18 protein-coding genes and 2 riboswitches are annotated in these 19,142 nt (G+C 42.6%); of the genes, 14 read left to right on the top strand and 4 right to left on the bottom strand.

What is annotated here, in order from left to right; genetic code table 11:
• Nucleotides 1-413: 413 nt before the first annotated feature.
• From OSJ91_RS06310 to OSJ91_RS06285, 6 genes are all read left to right on the top strand, one after another.
• Entirely contained in the window at nt 414-1,775 is a 1,362-nt protein-coding gene (locus OSJ91_RS06310; protein WP_485891237.1) for a YheC/YheD family endospore coat-associated protein, read from the top strand.
• A gap of 16 nt (nt 1,776-1,791) precedes the next feature.
• On the top strand, nt 1,792-2,862 hold the full coding sequence (locus OSJ91_RS06305) for a YheC/YheD family endospore coat-associated protein (RefSeq protein WP_413016155.1): 1,071 nt from the start codon (nt 1,792-1,794) through the stop codon (nt 2,860-2,862).
• A 3-nt stretch (nt 2,863-2,865) separates the two neighbouring features.
• Nucleotides 2,866-4,233: a YheC/YheD family endospore coat-associated protein gene (locus tag OSJ91_RS06300; RefSeq protein ID WP_485891236.1), complete on the top strand. Its 1,368-nt coding sequence runs from the start codon at nt 2,866-2,868 to the stop codon at nt 4,231-4,233.
• Nucleotides 4,230-5,426, top strand: coding sequence for a YheC/YheD family endospore coat-associated protein (locus OSJ91_RS06295; RefSeq protein ID WP_485891235.1), 1,197 nt, complete (start codon nt 4,230-4,232; stop codon nt 5,424-5,426). Before OSJ91_RS06300 ends, OSJ91_RS06295 begins: the two co-directional genes overlap by 4 nt.
• Before the next feature lie 63 nt (nt 5,427-5,489).
• Nucleotides 5,490-5,693: a YheE family protein gene (locus tag OSJ91_RS06290; RefSeq protein ID WP_350301666.1), complete on the top strand. Its 204-nt coding sequence runs from the start codon at nt 5,490-5,492 to the stop codon at nt 5,691-5,693.
• An 85-nt stretch (nt 5,694-5,778) separates the two neighbouring features.
• Nucleotides 5,779-5,967, top strand: coding sequence for a hypothetical protein (locus tag OSJ91_RS06285; RefSeq protein ID WP_137017041.1), 189 nt, complete (start codon nt 5,779-5,781; stop codon nt 5,965-5,967).
• A 56-nt stretch (nt 5,968-6,023) separates the two neighbouring features.
• Here OSJ91_RS06285 and OSJ91_RS06280 read toward each other — a convergent pair whose 3' ends face one another.
• Nucleotides 6,024-6,848: an MBL fold metallo-hydrolase gene (locus tag OSJ91_RS06280; RefSeq protein ID WP_350301665.1), complete on the bottom strand. Its 825-nt coding sequence runs from the start codon at nt 6,846-6,848 to the stop codon at nt 6,024-6,026.
• A 283-nt stretch (nt 6,849-7,131) separates the two neighbouring features.
• A riboswitch (SAM riboswitch) is annotated at nt 7,132-7,236 on the top strand.
• 69 nt (nt 7,237-7,305) lie between these two features.
• Here OSJ91_RS06280 and OSJ91_RS06275 point away from each other — a divergent pair.
• From OSJ91_RS06275 to OSJ91_RS06260, 4 genes are all read left to right on the top strand, one after another.
• Entirely contained in the window at nt 7,306-8,322 is a 1,017-nt protein-coding gene (locus tag OSJ91_RS06275; protein WP_350301664.1) for a methionine ABC transporter ATP-binding protein, read from the top strand.
• Complete coding sequence (locus OSJ91_RS06270; protein WP_214769537.1) at nt 8,309-8,977, top strand: methionine ABC transporter permease; 669 nt, start codon at nt 8,309-8,311, stop codon at nt 8,975-8,977. Before OSJ91_RS06275 ends, OSJ91_RS06270 begins: the two co-directional genes overlap by 14 nt.
• Before the next feature lie 55 nt (nt 8,978-9,032).
• Nucleotides 9,033-9,854 (top strand): MetQ/NlpA family ABC transporter substrate-binding protein, encoded by an 822-nt coding sequence (locus tag OSJ91_RS06265; RefSeq protein WP_485891234.1) that lies wholly within the window; start codon nt 9,033-9,035, stop codon nt 9,852-9,854.
• Nucleotides 9,855-9,916: 62 nt separating this feature from the next.
• Nucleotides 9,917-11,023 carry an iron-containing alcohol dehydrogenase family protein gene (locus tag OSJ91_RS06260; RefSeq protein WP_350301662.1) on the top strand — a complete coding sequence of 369 codons (1,107 nt, stop codon included), beginning with the start codon at nt 9,917-9,919 and terminating at the stop codon, nt 11,021-11,023.
• A 75-nt stretch (nt 11,024-11,098) separates the two neighbouring features.
• Here the strand turns inward: OSJ91_RS06260 and OSJ91_RS06255 are convergent, their stop codons facing one another.
• The gene (locus tag OSJ91_RS06255; RefSeq protein ID WP_350301661.1) at nt 11,099-12,136 is read right to left on the bottom strand and encodes an NAD-dependent epimerase/dehydratase family protein; all 1,038 of its coding nucleotides are present in this window, start codon (nt 12,134-12,136) and stop codon (nt 11,099-11,101) included.
• 178 nt (nt 12,137-12,314) lie between these two features.
• Between OSJ91_RS06255 and OSJ91_RS06250 the strand changes: the two genes are divergently transcribed.
• Together OSJ91_RS06250 and OSJ91_RS06245 are read left to right on the top strand one after the other, a co-directional pair.
• Nucleotides 12,315-13,199: a PucR family transcriptional regulator gene (locus tag OSJ91_RS06250; RefSeq protein WP_485891233.1), complete on the top strand. Its 885-nt coding sequence runs from the start codon at nt 12,315-12,317 to the stop codon at nt 13,197-13,199.
• A 125-nt stretch (nt 13,200-13,324) separates the two neighbouring features.
• Entirely contained in the window at nt 13,325-14,470 is a 1,146-nt protein-coding gene (locus tag OSJ91_RS06245; RefSeq protein WP_413016137.1) for an ABC transporter ATP-binding protein, read from the top strand.
• Between the two features lie 59 nt (nt 14,471-14,529).
• Here OSJ91_RS06245 and OSJ91_RS06240 read toward each other — a convergent pair whose 3' ends face one another.
• Both OSJ91_RS06240 and fumC read right to left on the bottom strand, forming a co-directional pair.
• Complete coding sequence (locus OSJ91_RS06240; protein ID WP_076367341.1) at nt 14,530-14,772, bottom strand: hypothetical protein; 243 nt, start codon at nt 14,770-14,772, stop codon at nt 14,530-14,532.
• Between the two features lie 109 nt (nt 14,773-14,881).
• On the bottom strand, nt 14,882-16,264 hold the full coding sequence (fumC, locus tag OSJ91_RS06235; RefSeq protein WP_485891232.1) for a class II fumarate hydratase: 1,383 nt from the start codon (nt 16,262-16,264) through the stop codon (nt 14,882-14,884).
• Nucleotides 16,265-16,592: 328 nt separating this feature from the next.
• Nucleotides 16,593-16,706, top strand: a riboswitch (SAM riboswitch).
• Between the two features lie 86 nt (nt 16,707-16,792).
• On the opposite strand from fumC, the gene OSJ91_RS06230 reads away from it, so the two are divergent.
• Both OSJ91_RS06230 and metC read left to right on the top strand, forming a co-directional pair.
• Nucleotides 16,793-17,905, top strand: coding sequence for a methionine biosynthesis PLP-dependent protein (locus OSJ91_RS06230; protein WP_350301657.1), 1,113 nt, complete (start codon nt 16,793-16,795; stop codon nt 17,903-17,905).
• Nucleotides 17,902-19,083, top strand: coding sequence for a cystathionine beta-lyase (gene metC, locus OSJ91_RS06225; protein WP_485891231.1), 1,182 nt, complete (start codon nt 17,902-17,904; stop codon nt 19,081-19,083). The genes OSJ91_RS06230 and metC overlap by 4 nt, the downstream gene beginning before the upstream one ends.
• Nucleotides 19,084-19,142 lie beyond the last annotated feature (59 nt).

The raw sequence follows: 19,142 nt of genomic DNA, 5'->3' as shown, positions 1-19,142 counted from the left end.
CTTTCTTTACTTCTGCCTTCACGAAAATTTTCATATTCTGTATAGAGGCATCTGATGACTTTACTTTGAATGCTCTCTGGCGTGATTAAATGATCAACACCAATTTGGCTAACTCATCCTGCCGCTTCGGAATCAACCTGGTGTCAACGGCAGCTGTTTCCCGAAAATATAGATTGGTTTATAAAGTCTGAACAGCATTGTGATAGCTAATAATTTAGTGAAGCCACCTATTACAGCAACCAAAACGAACATACATTACCCTTAACCAAAACTCCATGAAATTTCTCTTTTTATTGCTTTAAATAGAGGCTTGATGACACCTTCTAATTAAAAGAACATAGAATGTGTTATCCACATTTGCCCATCATTTAATTATTAAAGGATATTAAACTTAGTGCAAACGGGGAATTATTATGAACCTTAACCATCAGAAAGTTTTCATTACGGTAAATCCCGCAGAGACGCGAAAGAAGGCGCTACTGTTTATCGAAGAAAAACTATTTGAGGAATGGGGCCTTCAATTTGGAGAACCCGTAACGATCATGGCTGGATGCCGTTCGGTCCCGGTACTTGTCCAGCCATTCCCGTCATCCCAGCCTACATTGAAACTTTCATATGATATGAACCAAACTTTAACCTTACCCGTTTTTTCCGATCCAATCTCCGTCTCATACCATGCGGAAGGAAGGTCAATTAAAATAGGTCCGTTCTTCGCTTCACTCATGAACCAGACTCCCTTGCAAGACGGGACATTCGGCGAGATGGAAAAATTTTACCAGGAAATGAAATCATATTGTAATCAGCAGGGCATCCCCTTCTATTTAGTAAAATTGCAGTCTCTTCAAGAAGGAGTTGTGGAAGGCTACCTGCCTGGGCAAGATGGCTGGCAAACCTTGTCCCTCCCCATTCCTGATGTATTTTATAACCGGATACATTCGCGCAAACTTGAGGAATCTCATTCTTTCAAGCTGTTTAAAACTGAACTGGAGGAACGGTCGATACCGATGTTCAATGGAAGGTTCCTCTCCAAACATGATGTACATGAGCTGCTAATCTTAGAAGATGAGCTGTTGCCAAATTTGCCGGAGACGATACTTTTTAACGAAAAGGAATCTTTCTTGAGGTTTATAGAAAAGCATTCGGTAATCTACTTTAAACCCGCATCAGGCAGCCAAGGCAGGAATATTTGCAGATTAACGCAAGTAGCTGGAAAATGGAAAATCGAGCAATCCGGAAATCTCCAGGAAGTGCATTTTGCTGATACGGATGAAAAGTTGTACGAAACCTTAAAAAGGTTTTCCAGAAAACAATCCTTCATTCTTCAAAAAGGGATTTCCCTATTCGAAACAGAGCAGAGAAAAGTTGATTTCCGCATACTTCTTCACCGGAACGATCTGCTTGAATGGAAAGTTTCATCAATGGTTGCCCGGATTGGGGACCCTGGCACTATCGTTTCCAATCTTGCACAAGGCGGCTTGATGAAAAATGGGCCGGATTTTCTAAAGGAAGCATTCGACCTTCAGGACGCCAGCCGCATATATCAAAAGCTCGTACGGCTGGCTAAAAACACTGCCCAGGCCTTGGTCGAAAACCATGATGATTCATTCGGTGAGCTAGGGATCGATTTAGCACTGGATACCGATACCCATCCATGGATCATCGAAGTGAATTCAAAACCTTCGAAAAAATTTCAAGGCAACTATGAAACCTTTCGTCCATCAGTAAAATCCATCATAGATTTCATGCTTGCCCTTAACCGCGAAAACCATCCATAAAAGGAGTTGCTAGCACGTGTTAATAGGATTAATGGCCGCGTCGGATACACATGAAAACAACTACTTCACCGAAATAGCCAAAACCGCAAAATCATTTAATATGAAAGTTTGTAAATTCTCACCGGAAAATATTGATATGGATCTGAAAAAAGTCCGCGGCGAGCGTTTTGATGACGAGAACGAAACTTGGATCGCCGCATCTTTTGATATACCTGATTTTGTTTATGATCGCTGTTTTCACGGATTAGTCCGTGAGTCAACGGAAACGCGGCACAAAATCGATTGGTTAAAAGATAACTCGAATTTCTTGGGGCTGGGCCTTCCTGGTAAGTGGGAGGTGTATCAAATCCTAAAAAACCATCCACACCTACAGGCATTTTTTCCAGAGACCGTACAAGTGACGACACCGGAAGATATTACCGGTCATTTGGAACGCCTGGATAAAATCATCATCAAACCTGAATTCGGTGCAGGCGGTACAGGGATCTATCTTCTTTCAAAAAACGAAGACGGCACCTTGGTATCCATGACGAAAAAGGGCACCAAATATGACCGCCAATTCTCCTCCAAATCTCAGCTTAACAAATGGCTGCAGCATTTATTAAATCGATACCGTTACCTCTGCCAGCCATATTTGGAACTTTGCAACCAAAATAACGAGCCTTTCGATTTACGGATTTTACTTCAAAAAAACGAGAAGAATCAATGGATGGAACGTGGCCGCGGAATTCGTACGGGACAAAAGGACGGAATCACCTCAAATCTTGCCACAGGCGGGGAAGCCATTTCATTGGATAATTTCATCAAAAGAAACCCGGAAACGATTTCGATTGCCGTCGAACAAAAGATTCAGCATATCCTTCGCACCCTACCCGCAGAAGCCGAAGCTGTCTTTGAAAGGTTATTCGAGTTGGGGATCGATATAGGCATCGATAAAAAAGGCCAAATCTGGATAATGGACATTAACTCGAAGCCCGGAAGGAAAATCATTCAGGCACTACAGCCGGAGACCATGAATGATATTCATCGCGCACCGTTTCAATATAGCCAGTATTTAGCCGAACATCTTCAGAAAGCAGGTGAATAGAAAGTGAGAAAGACTTATCCTGCCGAAATTGCCTCTATTCCCGGCAATGTTCTCTACTACCCTTCCGATCTTGGGGATTTGGCAGAGATTGAATTAATTTACTTCGGACGACATTCATGTCCTGCCATCGTCAAACAAAACCCGGCCGTCAATCAATCAATCGTCCTTTCGGAAAGTCTAGCGGAATCTCTAATATTCGATCATACCGATATTCCCCTTCATTTATTCATATACGGCAAGAGCATTCATATCGGACCGCTGGTCGGAATCTTTTCATCAGGCTTCACCGGCATTTCAAACAAACCATTAGGCGAGAGATCGGAATTTTTCGCAAAGCTCCTTTCGCTTAGCAGGACCACAGGCTGTATCCCCTTTGTTTTTGGGGAGAATGTAATCAATTGGGATCAGGAGACGATCAAAGGTTATGTGTTTGATAACGATGACTGGCACATTAATGAATTTCCTTTTCCTAATGTCATCTATGACCGTCTCCCAAATCGGTTGACGGAAAACCGCGATGGACCTAAAGAAGTGAAGCAGAAATTTCAAAAAGAATATACCATTCCATGGTATAATCCTGGTTTTTTCAATAAATGGGAGGTAAATGAAAGGTTATGCGCAGATGAGCGGGCACTGCCATATTTGCCGGAAACGTATCCATTTCAATCCATGTCCGTGGTGGAAACCCTTCTTTCCCATTACCGGCAAGTTTATATAAAGCCCATTCACGGCAGCCTCGGCCTAGGGATTCACCAAATTCTTTATGATAAGCATGAGAATGTTTACTATTGCCGCTATACAAATGAAGCAAAAGAAAATAAACTGCAAAAGTTTTCCACACTGGAATCCATCGTTAAACATATTTTTCACGACCGGCCGCTTGAGAATCTTATCGTGCAGCAGGGCATCCCATTAATTCGATCTGAAAAACGTCCAGTGGATTTCCGGGTCCATACGAACAAGGACAGTAATGGAAAATGGCAGGTAACCGCTATCGCCGCAAAAATCGCCGGTGCCGGCAGCGTCACGACCCATATTAAAAGCGGGGGTGTGATCAAAACGGTTGCCGAACTGTTTGGAGATGACGATGAGGCGAAAGAAGTCGAACGTAAGCTATCGGAAGCCGCACTGATTTTAAGTGACAGTATAGAAAAGAACTTGGACGGAATCGTTGCAGAAATAGGATTTGATTTTGGATTGGATAAAAAAGGGCAGGTTTGGATGTTTGAAGCCAATTCCAAACCGGGACGTTCCATCTTCTCCCATCCAAAACTCAAGGATTTCGAATTGCTGACCAGAAAGCTTAGCCTTGATTACGCCATTTATCTTACGGAACAGACGATTACGAAATCAATCAGTGTGCCGCGATGAACATTTTTTACGATATCCCCACTGAAAATTGGTACCACAATCAAGAGAATGCGGAACTTTTCGCCGGCTCTGCCGAAGAGGTAATCAGCTATAATAAGGAACATACGAATCAACCCCTATTTCCAATCACCATATTTCCAGGTAACCGGATGCTTGCTGTCGGCATACTGACTGTTTCCAATCCCAAAAAGGAATCAGGTTTGGGTGGAAACCTGACCCTTTTTCGGGACCTATCACTATATTTATTGAAACATGGAATATTGGCGTATGTATTCACAGGAAATGCCCTTCATTCCGAATCGATGAGAGGGTATGTTTTTTCCTCCATTTCAAACAAGTGGATCGAATGTAAAGTGCCCTTCCCTGACATCGTCTATAACCGAATCCCCTCGAGGAGCTATGAGGCGTCAGGGGAATTCCAACAACTCATCAAATATTTTAAAGAATACCCAATGAATCTTTTCAACCCCTGTTTCATAGATAAATATGTGATGTTCGAAGCATTGTTGGAAGAAGGATCCCTCACCAATCACCTCCCGCCCACCATGGTCTTGCGAAACAGCGGCTGCCTTGATACTTTCCTGGAGACCTACAGGCATATATACCTTAAACCCTGCAAAGGAAGCCAAGGTAAAGGCATTTATACCATAATCAAAAATGATGATGATACACTATTGTTCAATAGCTTAAAGCATAGTGAGTCCTTCCCCGATTTCACGTCATTCTGGGAAACAAAAAAAAGGGAGCTATTAAAAAGGAGCTACCTTGCTCAACAGGCGATCATACCAAAAAAACTTTTTGGACATCGTTATGATTACCGGATTCTGGTCCATTATGAAAAAGGTTTTTATAAAGTGACCGGCAAAGCGGTAAGGATGTCACAAACCCAGGAAATCACCACCCACACTCCCCAAGGGGGTAAGATTTTTCCTTATCAAGACCTGCAATCAAGAAGCCTGAATCGAAAATTAGCGAAAATCGCCCAAAAAAGCGGAGAGATACTATCAAAAAAAATCGGATTTCTCGGAGAGTTTTCCATGGATATAGGGGAAGACGAATCAGGCTCGCTCTTCATATACGAAGTGAACTCAAAGCCCATGCAATTCGATGAGGAGGAAATTGAAACAAACAGGCTTTTGCATTTAAAAAATCTTTTTATTGAATTAACTTTCCCCAGCCTGACAATTAAATAACACCTCCAGCTGCCGTTTTCCATTATAATTAAAGGAGAAACTGTATATATGGAGGTAATACATATGATTACTCATTTTCAATGGGCACCACTGCATAAGAATCTGCCAGGATGGAAAATTTCCTTTTATTTCAACAAGCAGGCAATCCAAGCCTTGTATCATAAAGATGGATCCATCGAGTGGACAGCCAATCCGCCTTCCGAAACAGATGAAGCCAAACTCAAAAGCATGATACATGATTTAATGATCTTCCATGTATATGAATGAACCGCCTTTACATTCATGAAATCCCTAAACAGAATAAAAAAAACTCCTTTGCCTAAACTAAAGAAAAGGCTAGGAGGGATTTATTTTGGATAAAGAAAAAATGACATTTTTGAAGGATACCGAATATGATGGCAAGGACTCCGTTTACCTTGATATCGACCGTATCATCAATGAAGGAATGGCGGGCGGAAATGTGTATGAAGTCGCTGACCTTCAGAACATCGAAGAAGCACATGATTTTTATGATGAAACAGATCCCAATATCAATAAATGAATTATGTGGGCTCTCTTATGGAGAGCTCTCCTTTATATCAGTCAGACCGTTAACATTCAAATAGTTCGATTCTCCCTTGCACTCAAAATATTTTCGTTTAATATCGATGTAATGATATGCTCTGAATCCCATTCATGCCCAGATATCTCGATAAGGGGATAGCGATTCGGTAAAACGACCTGCTGGATTTCATGTACGGTCAGCCCTTGAGAATGCAAGCGTAAAATTTCACCTTGGAGGTTCTCCAAATAATCCAGCTTTTTCCCGAACATTTCCTTCCCATCAGGGACATGCCCAGCATGGCAGCAAAACACTTCCCCGAAGTCATATTGAAGTAATCTTTTTATGGAATCGATGATGACCGGGACAGACTCTTCCCGTAAGACAAGCTTTGTCTTTGGTGTTACGAAAAGGTCTCCTGAAAAGAGCATGCCATTACTGTGATTCAAATACACCATATGGTCCTTCGCATGGCCGGGGGTAAAAATCGGCTCCCACGTTTGGGTGCGTGAATGAATGGCCTCCCCTAGCGGCTCAGCTTTAAAGGCGTCTCTCTTCCCCCAGAAAATTTTGCGATATTCAGGATATACAGCATCCCTTGCACAAACCTCAACCGACATCGGGTGAATGAAAAGCGGCACCTTTTTATGTTCCTGTATCCAGGCAGCGCCCCCCGTATGGTCTTCATGATAGTGAGTCAGGGCCACTGAGTCGAAGTCTGCGGACTCATAGAACGGAATAAGCTCTTCCAATAAAATCTGTGCGCCAGTATCTATCAATAGTCCATCCGTTAAAAAAACATTAACACTCATCCCCGACTTGTTCCCGCCAGGAGTCCCGTGCACACAAACCACATCATTTATCGACTTAATTTCTATCATTCAATTGCCTCCCATCATTGTACAAAAATAGTTTTACCTTCCTTTTTTTAACTTTACTATAATAAATGTAGTACCACTTTACCTTTTTGACAAGGAAATATTGGAATAAATAGCCTGGATGTAAATGCTGGATTATTGCATAATAGCCCTTTTTCCATGAATCGTTTTAAAGGACTGTACCAAATTTAACGACAAAAAAAATCAAAGAAACGATTGACATTGTCGGATTTTACAAATAATATAGATTATATTATAAAACTTGAAATATTCTAAAATAATAAATTACTTATCAAGAGTGACGGAGGGATCAGGCCCTGTGATGTCCGGCAACCGCCCTTAGGGAACGGTGCCAATTCCTGCAGAATGATTGAATTCTGAAAGATAAGACGAGATATGATTTCGCTGCCTCTTTCTGAATGATAGAGGCAGCTTTTTTAATGTTTAAGGGGGAAAGCTCATGATTGAAATCCGTTCAGTCCGAAAGGAATACGTCTCGAAGAAAAACCGAGTTATCGGAGTGGATAACGTATCTTTGACCATCCAAACTGGCGAAGTATATGGAATTGTCGGCTACAGCGGAGCTGGAAAAAGCTCATTACTCCGCTGCTTGAATTTGCTTGAACGACCGACAGGTGGGAATATCATCATCGACGGCATTGATTTAACCTCTTTATCAAGTAAAGAGCTTCGTAAGCAACGCCAAAAAATCGGAATGATATTCCAGCATTTTTCCCTGGTCAGTTCAAAAACCGTTTATGAAAATGTCGCTTTCGCCTTAAAGGCGGCGCATCGATCGAAGGACGCAATCAGGTTACGTGTATTGGAATTGTTGGAAATCGTAGGGCTCAGCGATAAGAAAGATGTCTATCCGGCACAGCTTAGCGGTGGACAGAAGCAACGGGTCGGCATAGCTCGAGCCTTAGCAAATGACCCCACTGTACTATTATGTGATGAAGCGACTTCAGCCCTTGATCCAACAACAACAAAAGCGATTTTACAGTTATTGAAAAAGATAAGCAGTGAGCTTGGTATCACCATCGTGTTGATTACACATGAAATGGAAGTGGTCAAAGAACTATGCCACCGAGTCGCTGTCATGCAGGATGGCCGGGTAATTGAAGAAGGACCCGTTTATGAAATATTTTCACAGCCTAAGCAGGAGTTAACGAAGCAATTCATTAGCAGTGTACTGGATTTCGAACTCCCTTCGCACTTGATTGAAGAAAGTGAAGGTACCATTATTAAAATTCAATTCGAAGGGCAAACCGCCGGTGAGTCGATTCTTTCGGATACTCTCCAATCCCATGCAGTAAAGGGTAATATTTTACACGGTAAAATTGAGTATATCCAGGATGTTCCTTTAGGCATTTTAATCATCGAGCTAATTGGCGATGCCGCCCAAATTCATTCGGCATTGGAATATATAAAAAATCGATCCAGTTCTGTGGAGGTGTTAAAACATGTCACTGCTTAATCCCATCGTGAATATTTTACCTGATCTTAATAAAGCCTTTCTTGAAACGATTTATATGGTCGGCGTCTCTCTTGCAGTAGCCCTGCTGATCGGTTTACCGCTTGGAGTATTGCTGTTTACGACAACCAGGAATTTATTTTTTGAAAATAGCATCGTGAATCGATCTCTCGGTTTCGCTGTCAATATTGTCCGTTCAATCCCGTTCATCATTCTCTTGGTCGCCCTCCTTCCTTTAACGGACCTGCTTACGGGATCGACGATAGGGCCAAGAGCGGCTTCTGTTTCCCTTTCCGTATCCGCAATACCTTTTTTTGCAAGGATTGTTGAAACGGCATTACGTGAAATAGACAGAGGAGTGATTGAAGCTGCAATAGCCGTAGGTGCCACTCCATGGATGATCATTAAGGATGTACTTCTTCCAGAGGCAAAACCGGGAATCATTCAAGGACTGACATTAACGACCATTTCGCTTATCGGTTACTCAGCAATGGCAGGCACAATCGGCGGAGGCGGAATTGGCGACCTGGCCATCCGGTACGGATATTACCGTTATGACAACACAGTCATGATCACGACGATCGTCGTGCTGATCTGCCTTGTGCAACTCATTCAAATGGTTGGTGACAAAGTCTCATACATGGTTAATAAACGATAGGATCAGTCATTTTTTCAATGATTCAATACATTTCATTACTCAGGAGGAATTTCAAATGAAGAAAATAGCTTCGTTATTATCAGTCTGTGCACTTGCACTTGGCTTGGCAGCTTGCGGGAGCGATGATGCATCCCCAAGTACTGAAGACAAAAAAGAATTGAAGATCGGGGCTACTACCGGGCCGTACGCCGATATGGTTAAGGAGGCCATCAAACCAGGTCTGGAAGATCTCGGATACAAAATAGAGATCGTCGAATTCACCGACTATATCCAGCCCAATAAGTCGCTCGGCAACAACTCGATCGACGCCAACCTTTTCCAGCATAAAGTGTACATGGATAACTTCGCTAAAGAAAATGATTTAAAGCTTTCCGACCTTATCATAGTTCCAACAGCACCTATGGGCATATATTCGAACAAGTATAAATCATTGAAAGAAATAAAAGACGGTACATCCCTTGCAGTGCCCAATGATCCGGTTAACCTCGCACGTGCACTAAAAGTGCTTGTGGATGAAGGGTTGCTTGAAGTCGATCCAGATGTCGATCCTTTAAAAATATCTGAAAAGGATGTAACGAAAAATCCAAAAAACATCCAACTAAAACCATTGGAATCCGCTCAGTTGCCCCGTGCAACAGACAGTGTTGACCTATCGGCGGTCCCTGGAAACTTCGCTCTTGCAGCGAAAATGGAGCTCCAGGATGCCCTTGTTTTAGAAAAAATGCCGGATATGTATCGAAACGTTGTTGCAGTGAATACAAAAGATGTAGACGCTCAATTTGCCAAGGATATTAAATCAGTAGTGGAATCCGACCAGTTTGAAAAAGTGATCGATGACAAATTTGCCGGTTTCGGAAAACCAGACTGGATGAATTGATCAAATAATCGAGGCCTGCTTCCCCTTTACCGGGAACAGGCCTTTCATTAAGGAGAACGAATATGAATACCTTACTGGAGGTCCGCAGCGGCCCCGCTTATTATGCCTGTAAAGCTAATGTCCTTGAAAACCTGGAAGCAAAACTGAGTAATGGCAACATTCGTAAAGTGCTCGTTATTCATGGAAGAAAATCATGGAAAGTTGCTGAACCCTTTTTTCCTTCCTTAGAAAATATTGAGAAGATCTTTTTCACATACGGCGGGGAATGCAGTGACCCGGAAATTGAACGCGTCAAGAAGGCTGCTCTAGAACATGGTGCGGATGCATTAATCGGCATTGGCGGCGGTAAGTTGCTCGACCTCGTCAAATCGGCCGGAAACTTGCTTCAAAAGGAAATCATCCTCATTCCAACCTTGGCTTCCACCTGCGCTGCCTGGACACCGTTGAGTGTCATTTATGATGATAATGGTTCATATGTTCGCTATGATATTCATGAAAAAAGCGCTTGGATGTTATTTATTGAACCGGGAATTCTCCTTAATTCGCCGATTAACTATTTACGTGCGGGAATCGGCGATACATTGGCGAAATGGTACGAGGGCAATGCACTCGTCGAAAAGCTTGCCACGAAGTCCGTTTGTATTGAAATGGCCCATATAGCCGCAAGGCAATGCCAGGAAGTTTTATTGACATATGGCGAGGAAGCCCTAGCTGATTTGGAAAAGGGTAAATGGACAGATGCGCTGCAGCGTGTAATTGAAACGAATATCATCACCAGCGGTCTAGTTGGCGGCTTTGGCGGCCAGTACCTGCGCGTTGCCGGTGCCCACTCCATTCATAATGGCATGACTACCATCACGGAAGCGCATCATTTACTTCACGGGGAAAAAGTGGCATATGGCATTTTAGTCCAGCTTGTGTTAGAAGGGAAATTCTCGGAAATCAAACAATTGCTGCCAATCTACCAGGTGCTTAAACTGCCGATGACATTGCTTGATATTGGCCTGACGTTTGAACATAAGGCGGAACTTCAACAAATTGCAGCCCACTCTGTCAAAGAAGGTGAAGACATCCATCTTCTTTTCCCTGATATCAACAAGGAAAAAGTGGCAGCCGCCATGGAAAACCTTGAAATCCTCGCAAAACATGCAAGCAGATCCATAGACTAAAAAACGATGGGGTTTTTACCCCATCGTTTTTTAATTTACTTCACATTGTTTATTTAAAAATAATAAAAGAAGGTTTCAACCTACTGTCTGTTTCCATAATCCAAGGAGATCACTTTCATGTTGTCTGTGAATGCCTGCTTTTCTATCGGCAGATTCCGGACGGCACTTTTCCCAATTCCATATATCTTCGAGAGTTTCTGATAAGGGACGGAATGTTAGTCCATTATTGATGGCTTTACCGTTATCGACAGCCAAGAACCCATTCAAAGGTTCCTTTCCTCCAGGTAAAGGAAATTCTTCTGGTATCCATAAAGGCATTTCTCCCCACGGCTCTACTTTATTGTCATTTAAAAATTTTTCAGATACCCATGTAAAATCAGCGTTACTTCCTGTTACCTTTTTGCAGCCTTCAAGTAATTGCCCCATAGTCAGTGTGTAATCTGGGCCAACGGCATTATACGTACCTGTCATGCTTTTTTCTATCATTTGGATGATCCATTGGGCCAAGTCCCTTGCATCGATAACTTGGATTGGACGTCCAGGGCGTCCAGGAGATAAAATTTCTCCCCCTTCCGCTATCCTTTTAAGCCAGTACGGCAATCTGTCAGTGTAATCATATGGACCCACTATTTGCCCGGCGCGAATTGACAGGACTTTCCCCGGCAGTTGTTTTTCAGCTGCTTTTTCGCTTAATGATTTTAACGGTCCATAATATTCACCGTATATCGGTCCAGCAGTTCCACGGGTGATCTCTTCTGCTTTATCTTCATTTAGTGTATGAACTTCTCCATTTTCATCAATTCCTGGCTCGGTCGGATCACTGTAAACTGAGATGCTTGAAATATATGTATAATGTTTAACTTGATTAAGCAATCTACAGGATTTCGATACAGTTCGAGGGATAAATCCTGATGTGTCAATGACTGCATCCCACTGTCTTCCTTTCAATATTTCCAAATTCCCGTCGCGGTCCCCTTTTAACTGTTCTATTTCGGGAAAGACATAAGGATCGCTTCCACGGTTAAAAAGTGTAACATCATGCCCTTTCCCTATTGCAGCTTTTGCTAAATACCTGCCTAAAAAGCGTGTACCGCCCAATATTAAAATGTTCATAAGATCTCCTCCTTTTAACGATATTCCATAAAGCATACGCAATACCCTTTCCTAACATTAATAATACTTGCAACTTTTCTTTTATTTCCCTTTCGGAAAAACTAGCAATATCCTAATCTTTTGAACTTTATTCTTTTTCGCTATAATGATATGGAAAGGGAGAAAGAAGGTGGAACCGATGCTTGAAATTCTTAAACAAAAATTCCCGAACGCTCTTACCAATAAAAAGGATACTGATGATATTTCTGAATATGTTTGGTTCGAAGACTCCAGAAGTATACTTGGCATTCCCCGTTCAGAAATCACAGCCGAGGAAATCCGTTTATTGGAACTGCTTTTTGCTCCTTCCATAAACCCAAATAACCTCAATGCACATCCAGACTCATCATGGAAAAATTTTCTATCCGAACCGAATGCACCATTGCCTTTAACGAGCTGGGAGAATGTTCGATTCCTTCATTTCAAGCTGACTCATGCTGATTTTTCCAACTCCGATTTTGAAGAGGCCTTCCTCGCTTTCGTCCCATCTGACGCAGCTATTATCTGGGAAAATGAAACGGCAGGAGTCTTAATTGAAACCGACAAGGATGAACCATTATCAAATAAAGAACTAATCGCCATTTCTTCCACGCTTGAAAGTGATTTTTATGTAAAGACCCGTATGTTCACGGGACGCTTTCACCCTGTAAATCAAGACCTACACCATCACTGGGTCCAGGAGAAAAGGAGTTTTGATTTGGCACAGGTGCATCTGCCGGATCTAAAGGTGACTGATTTGGCAGACATCATCCCTCATTCATTAATAAATGATCCATCCTTTAAGAATGCACAGTGGTATATCAATGAAATTCTTGGCAAGACCAAGCAGGATACTGAGCTTATCAAAACAGTTAAAACGTATATCGAATGTAATTCCAATGCCACCTATGCCGCCAAACAGCTTTATATACATCGGAACAGCTTACAATACCGTATCGATAAATTCTCTGAAAGAACTGGTCTCGATATTAGAAACTTCCGTCATGCCCTTACTGCGTACTTGATATTTCTGCTGAATGATTAATTTCCATTACAAAGAGGTAATATCATCCTTTTTTTGTGCAATGTGCCCATACTTTTTTCTAAACCGATAGCTTAGACTATAGCTAATTGGTACAAGTAATCAGGAGTTTAAAAGGGGGATTTTTTATGGCAGAGTTAGTGTTAGATCATATATTCAAGATTTATGATAAAAAGGTGACGGCTGTTAAAGACTTCAACCTTCGTGTTGCCGATAAGGAATTCATCGTTTTTGTGGGACCTTCCGGTTGCGGCAAATCAACGACATTAAGGATGATTGCCGGACTGGAGGACATTTCCCAAGGGGATTTATACATAGACGGCAAGCGAGTCAATGATGTCCCTCCTAAAGATCGTGATATTGCGATGGTTTTCCAGAACTATGCCTTATATCCTCATATGACCGTCTTTGACAATATGGCATTCGGATTAAAGCTGAGGAAAACGCCAAAAGCGGAAATCAAGCAAAGGGTCAATGAAGCGGCAAGGATTCTCGGACTTGAAGAGCTGCTTAACAGGAAACCTAAAGCGCTTTCAGGTGGTCAGCGCCAGCGTGTGGCTCTCGGTCGCGCAATTGTAAGGGACGCAAAAGTTTTCTTGATGGATGAGCCATTATCCAATCTCGACGCAAAGCTGCGGGTTCAAATGCGTGCGGAAATCGCTAAACTGCATAAACGGCTCGACACCACAACGATATATGTCACGCATGACCAAACAGAGGCAATGACCATGGCGACACGTCTTGTTGTAATGAAAGATGGTATCATCCAACAGGTCGGTGCCCCAAAGGACGTTTATGAGAAACCTATAAATGTTTTCGTCGGCGGCTTTATCGGATCGCCTGCCATGAACTTCTTTACCGGAACATTAAAAGAAGGCACAATTAAAATAGGCGAACAAACGCTTGAAATACCTGAATTTAAAATGAAAATGCTGCGTGATCAAGGATATGTCGGAAAAGATGTAATCCTTGGCATCCGTCCTGAGGATTTCCATAATGAAGGAGCTTACTTCACGAAGTCCCCTAACACAACATTCACGACCCAAATTGATGTAGCCGAACTCATGGGCGCGGAGATCATGCTCTACTCCTCATTAGAGGGGCAGGACTTCGTAGCACGGGTCGATGCCAAGAATATTATTCAGGCAGGGGAAAAGATCGAACTTGCCCTCGACATGAATAAAGCACACTTTTTTGATAAAGGAACTGAACATCGCATTTTAGTTGAAGAAGATGAACAGATGCAGGAAAGCATGAAGTTATCTGCCAATTAAACATAAAAAGACCCATTCATATTGGGTCTTTTTACGTTTATTCAAATAAAACGATAGAATCATTCCTGAACCAATACCACTTCATCATGTCCGCATTCAGGGCATTTCATGAGATGCGGGCATTGGCCTTTTTGAAGGGATTGAGGGTATCCGTCGTTTTCTTTAAGTATGTCGATATCCATATAAGCACTATAATCATCAGCGTAGTCCATGAATTTCCCTTTATCCTCAAGATCACTGCCGCATTCCGGGCATTTCACATGAATTTTTCTCAAACCGTTGCAAAGCGGGCATATAGACATTGTTTTTCCTCCTGTTCCCAATACTTATGATTTCAGTATTTGTCGATTCCATTATTTTAACACATGGAAACACCCTCCCTAATACCAGTGGGAGGGCACTTCTATGCAATTATTTATTAACCATGTTAGCAGGATCGACCCATGCTTTGAATTCATCTTCCGTCAGGAACTCCAATTTCAACGCCGCTTCTTTTAAAGTAGAGTTGTCCTTGAATGCCGTTTTGGCGATCTTGGCTGCTTTTTCATAACCGATATGCGGGTTCAATGCTGTTACCAACATAAGGGAACGTTCTACATTTTCTTTGATTTTATCTCCATTTGCAGTGATGCCCACCGCACAATTGTCGTTGAATGAATGAATGCCTTCCGTCAATAACTTGACCGTTTGCAGGAAGTTATAGATGATGACTGGTTTGAATACATTCAATTCAAAGTTGCCTTGGCTTGCTGCAAAGCCAATTGTAGCATCGTTACCCACGATTTGTGTTGCAATCATGGTAAGCGCTTCACTTTGTGTTGGATTGACTTTACCAGGCATGATGGAGCTGCCCGGCTCGTTTTCCGGAATGGCTATTTCGCCGATTCCGCTTCTTGGACCACTTGCCAGCCATCTGACATCGTTCGCAATTTTCATTAAATCCGCCGCCAATGCTTTCAAAGCACCGTGTGCGTAGACGATTTCGTTATGGCTAGTCAATGCATGGAACTTATTATCAGATGTGACAAAAGGATATCCTGTATCCGCGGCAATTTGTTTGGCAGAAAGTCCCGGGAATTCTTTCTTTGTATTGATTCCGGTTCCTACAGCCGTTCCGCCTAGAGCAAGGTTCAATAATTTTTGGCTGCTTTCCTCAATCATTGCCAAATCTTTATCGAGCATCGCTTTCCAACCGGAAATTTCTTGTCCTAATGTTAATGGTGTAGCATCTTGAAGATGTGTCCGGCCGATTTTCACGACATCCCAAAATTCTTTTTCTTTTGTATCGAATGTATCACGAAGGGCTTTGATGGCAGGAACCAATTTTTCAGCGACTTCCATAAAGGCTGCAATATGCATGGCGGTCGGGAACGTATCATTTGAGCTTTGAGCCTTGTTTACATCATCATTCGGGTGAAGGGTTTCCGATTCACCATTTTCTTTTAACCATTCATTCCCTTTGTTAGCGACCACTTCATTCACGTTCATATTACTTTGCGTGCCGCTTCCAGTTTGCCAAACTACAAGAGGGAAATGTTCTTCAAGTGTACCTTCAAGGATTTCGCCGCAAATCTTGACGATGGCATTCTTTTTAACTTCGGAAAGATCACCAAGATCATGGTTCACCTTTGCCGCAGCTTGTTTAACGTATGCAAATGCACGAACTAATTCAATCGGCATTTTTTCGTTACCGATTTTGAAATTGTTACGGCTTCTCTCAGTTTGTGCTCCCCAATATTTATCAGCAGGAACTTTCACTTCACCCATCGTATCTCGTTCGATTCTGTATTCCATGTGTTCTCCTCCTATGTTTGCACTATTCATTGAAGACCTTTTGCATATGAAATGAATAATGTCGGATTATTCTTTCTCTCCATACATTGTACAAACTTTATTATTTTAAAGCAAAAATATCCCGCTGACCCTTTCCATTTTTTCTGAAAAATCCATGTTCCCTTCATGTTTATATGAAAATTCGGATATTCTTTTTTAATACATAAAGTGTAGGCACCGCTAGGCTTCGATTGACCTGGCCATGAACATCAAAGCATCATCACTACCAAAATGTCCTTGACAGTATTTTGTATATATAGTAAATTCAAAAGAAATTGAATAATCTAAACTCTTATCGAGAGAGGTAGAGGGAATGGCCCGATGACACCTCAGCAACCTTCATTTGTTTCAAACCAATGAAAAGGTGCTAATTCCACAAGTTTGTGAACTTGGAAGATAAGAAGAATGACTCATCCTTACTTAATCAAAGTCTTCTTCTTAAAGAAGACTTTTTTTTATTTTATATAACTCAAAGGAGCAGTGAAAACCATGTATAAAACTGAAACATATCTTGCTCAATTAGGAAATCGCAGCGAAACGGCGACAGGAACAGTCAATCCGCCGGTATACTTTTCAACAGCCTTTCGTCACGAAGGAATTGGCCAATCGACGGGATTCGACTACACAAGGACAGGTAACCCTACACGCCAGCTATTGGAGCGATCCATCGCCGATCTGGAAAAAGGAGACCAAGGTTATGCCTGCAGTTCAGGAATGGCCGCCATCTCAACCATTCTCGCCCTTTTTAAATCCGGGGATGCATGGATTGTCAGCGAAGATCTTTATGGCGGTACATATCGTCTGTTAGAACAAGGTTTTAAAAAATGGGGATTGCAGTGTGACTATGTAAACACTTGTTGTTTGGAGGATATCGAAAAAGCCATCACTCCTCACACGAAAGCCATCTTCATCGAAACTCCCACTAACCCCCTTATGCAGCAAACGGACATTAGCGCCGTTGCCGCATTGGCCAAACGATATAATTTATTGTTAATCGTTGATAACACTTTTTACACGCCTCTTATTCAACAACCCATCCTGCTTGGAGCGGATATTGTGATTCACAGTGCAACCAAGTATCTCGGTGGTCATAATGATGTGCTCGCCGGACTGATCGTGGCTAGCGGCGCTGAATTATGTGATGCACTTGCCTTCCATCATAATGGTACTGGAGCTGTCTTGAGCCCATTTGATTCTTGGCTGTTGATGCGCGGAATGAAAACCCTGGCATTGCGGATGGAGCGTCATGAAAAGAATGCCAAAATACTTGTAGATTACTTATCGGAGCATGATTGTGTCACGGATGTATTGTATCCCGGCAGAGGCGGCATGATTTCTTTCCGCATCATTGATGAAGCGGCTGTTAACCCATTTTTACAATCGCTCTCATTAATTTCCTTTGCAGAAAGCCTTGGAGGGGTTGAAAGCTTCATCACCTATCCTGCCACACAAACACATGCCGATATACCGCTTGAGGTCAGAACGGCAAATGGGGTTTGTAATCGCCTGCTCCGCTTCTCCGTTGGCATCGAGGATAGCGATGATTTGATTGGTGACCTGCAGCAAGCATTCGCACATGTAAAAAGGGAGGCACTACGATGACAGGTCATGATTTTAGCTTTGAAACGAAATTACTTCATAATCAACATAAATTCGATCCGGCAACTGGCGGTGTGAGCGTCCCCATTCAGCATGCATCGACTTTCCATCAATCCGATATCAATCAATTCGGCAAATATGACTACAGCAGAAGCGGGAACCCAACTCGCGAAGCACTTGAAGATATCATTGCCGATCTTGAGGAAGGCACTCACGGCTTTGCCTTTTCATCAGGTATGGCTGCCATTTCAACAGCCTTCCTGCTATTGTCTGCCGGAGACCATATCGTCATTTCCGAAGATGTGTATGGCGGAACGTTCAGGATGGTCACTAGCGTATTGACCCGTTTCAATATTGAGCATACCTTCGTTGACATGACGGACCTTGAAAGCGTCAAAGCGGCCGTTCAGCCAAATACCAAGGCCATATACATCGAAACGCCTTCAAATCCGTTACTTAAAGTGACCGATATTCAAGCTGTATGTGATATCGCAAAAAAAGCCGGTGCCTTAAGTTTTGTTGATAACACATTCTTGACGCCGGCATTGCAAAAACCGCTGAATCTGGGCGCTGATGTTGTCCTTCATAGCGCGACGAAGTTTTTATCCGGACATAGTGATGTGGTAGCTGGGCTTGCGGTCGTGAAAGATCCGGAATTGGCGGCAAGACTCGGTTCGCTCCAAAACTCCTTTGGAGCGGTCCTTGGTGTACAGGATGCCTGGCTTGTAATGAGAGGTTTGAAAACCTTGTCAGTTAGAATGGAACATTCACAAAAAGGGGCAGAAAAGATTGCAGCCTATTTAAAGGAGCAGCCCTTGGTGAAAAAAGTGTATTATCCCGGCCTAGCCGATCATCCACAGCACGCCATCCAGAAAGGCCAGTCACTTGGAGCAGGTGCGGTCCTGTCATTTGAATTGGAAAGTGAGGAAATCTTCCGTTCCTTCGTGAACACTGTCGAGCTCCCTGTTTTTGCGGTAAGCCTGGGAGCGGTCGAATCCATATTATCCTACCCGGCCAAAATGTCCCATGCTGCCATGCCTGCTGATGAAAGGGAAAAGCGAGGCATCACGAACAGCTTGCTCCGCCTCTCTGTCGGACTTGAAAATCCGGACGATATAATCAAGGACTTCGATGCGGCCCTCGTCAATATTGCCAAAGGGGAAGCAATTGCTGCAAAATGATTAAAAGATGGGTGCCTCATATTTTATGGGCACCCTTTTTCCTTTCATCATTAACTCTT

It is taken from the genome of Bacillus sp. T-10(2022), from assembly GCF_056502895.1.
Note: the sequence above shows the minus strand (reverse complement) of the source record. Positions and strands in the feature narration are given on the sequence as shown.